The sequence below is a fragment of the Armatimonas sp. genome (assembly GCF_031410135.1).
Classification (GTDB): Bacteria; Armatimonadota; Armatimonadia; order Armatimonadales; family Armatimonadaceae; genus Armatimonas.
In genome coordinates, this window is record NZ_JANNYP010000510.1 from 1 (window position 1) to 2,092 (window position 2,092).

The following is a 2,092-nucleotide window of genomic DNA, read 5'->3' on the forward strand; positions in this document are numbered from 1 at the left end:
GGCTCGCCACCCCCTCCGGCTCCGCGAAGGGGGGCGTTTATGAATGCTTTACCGCTTTCGGAGCGCCGCGAAGCGATTCGGCGATTTGCTCGGGCACGGGATCGTAACGGTCTGTGGTCGGTTCAGCTCCCGATTGATCAAGACTTAGAGCAAGCCGTCCTCAACGATGACTATGAAGCCGCAAAAGCCGCGTTAGAAGCGGGAGCCTGTGCCGATGTCACCGAGATCGAGCATTTGCATCGAGTCCTGTTCTGGGCCTTTTTCAATAACAACCTAGAAATGGTTGAGCTTCTCCTTGCATACGGAGCTGAAGTCAACGCTGAAGATCAAGATGGTAATCCTCTTCTTTCGGATGCGATCAGTAGCACCAGTCATAACCCCTTGATCGTTCAACGACTTCTAGAAGCTGGAGCCGATATCCATTCCATTGATGCTTGTGGGCACCAACCACACATGACCGCAGCAGGTCATGGCAACATGGCCATTTTGCAAATGCTTCATCATGCCGGGGCAGATTTGAACTGGCAAAATGGAGAAGATCAAGATGCCCTGATGCTTGCAGCACAGTGCGGGGAAACTGATGTTGTTGCCTATCTGCTTGAAAATGGTGCTGATACGACGCATCGTGATAGAGAAGACAAGTCAGCCGCTGACTGGGCACGCGAAGAAGGTTATGAGGAGCTAGCAGTGCTCCTAGAAACGCACAAGGCAAGACTATGAACCCAGAATTTGAACGCGATCTCGGCATCACCCGCCGACAGTTTTTTGGCAAGAGCGCCACCGGAATCGGTATGGCCGCACTTGCAAGCCTGCTCGGTGAGGAAAGTGCCTCGGGCTCCCCCATTCTTGGGGGCGGGGGGGGCAACGCCAAAGCCAAGCGTGTCGTAGTCCTCTGGCAGGGCGGTGCGCCCTCACACGTGGATTTGTTCGACTACAAGCCGGGTTTGGAGAAGCTGCGCGGAACGAACTTGCCGGACTCAGTGCGCAAGGGGACGCGACTCTCGACCATGACGAGTGGGCTCAAGACGTTTCCTATCTTGCCGTCCATCAAGCCCTTTAAAGCCTACGGCAAGTCCGGGATGATGCTTTCGGAGCTGCTGCCGCACATTGGCTCGCTCGCCGACGACATCTGCCTCATCAATTCCATGCACACTGAAGCGGTGAACCATGCGCCAGGCGTGACGTTTTTGATGACCGGCTCGCAGATTCCGGGCCGCCCGAGTATGGGCGCGTGGGCGACCTATGGGCTGGGGAGCATGAATAAAGACCTGCCCTCATTTGTGGTGATGACCTCGACCGACCGGGGCAGGACGTGTGGCCAGCTCTTCTACGACTACTACTGGGGCAGTGGCTTTCTTCCCTCCAAGTTCCAGGGCGTGCGCTTCCGGAGCGAGGGCGAGCCGGTGCTCTACCTCAAAAACCCCGATGGCCTGCCTTCAGGGCTGCGGCGAAAGCAGCTCGATGACATTGCGGCGCTGAACGCGCAGCACCTCAGCGAGTACGGCGACCCGGAGATCGAGACGCGCATCTCCCAGTACGAGCTTGCCTATAAGATGCAGACGTCGGTACCGGACTTGCTGGACATTGGCAAGGAGTCCGCGCATACGCTGGAGCGCTACGGCCCGGATGTGAACCGGCCCGGCAGCTACGCACGCAACTGCCTGCTGGCGCGGCGGCTTTTAGAGCGCGGGGTGCGCTTTGTCCAGCTCATGCACTCGGGCTGGGATCAGCATGGCAACCTACCAACGCAGCTCGCCGAGCAATGCCGCGACACGGATCAGTCGTCGGCGGCCCTGATTCTAGACCTGAAAGAGCGTGGACTTCTCGATGACACCATCGTCCTCTGGGCCAGCGAGTTTGGGCGCACCCCGTTTGTGCAGGGCGACATGACCAAGCCGACCTATGGCCGCGACCATCTAGGCTCGGTCTACAGCATGTGGGCGTGTGGCGGCGGCTTCAAAGGCGGCTACGTCCACGGAGCCAGCGACGACTTCGCCTACAACCCCGTCAAAGACCCTATGGACGGCCACGACCTGCAAGCGACGATCTTGCACCAGCTCGGAATCGACCACACCAAGCTCACCTACCGCTT

At 58.6% G+C, this 2,092-nt stretch carries 2 protein-coding genes; both read left to right on the plus strand.

Features of this window, described 5'->3' with window-relative positions; genetic code table 11:
• On the plus strand, window positions 1-720 hold a 720-nt coding region (locus tag RMO15_RS18930; RefSeq protein WP_309715317.1), incomplete at its 5' end, for an ankyrin repeat domain-containing protein.
• A partial coding sequence (locus RMO15_RS18935) for a DUF1501 domain-containing protein (protein ID WP_309715320.1) occupies window positions 717-2,092 on the plus strand: 1,376 nt, incomplete at its 3' end. The genes RMO15_RS18930 and RMO15_RS18935, both read left to right, overlap by 4 nt.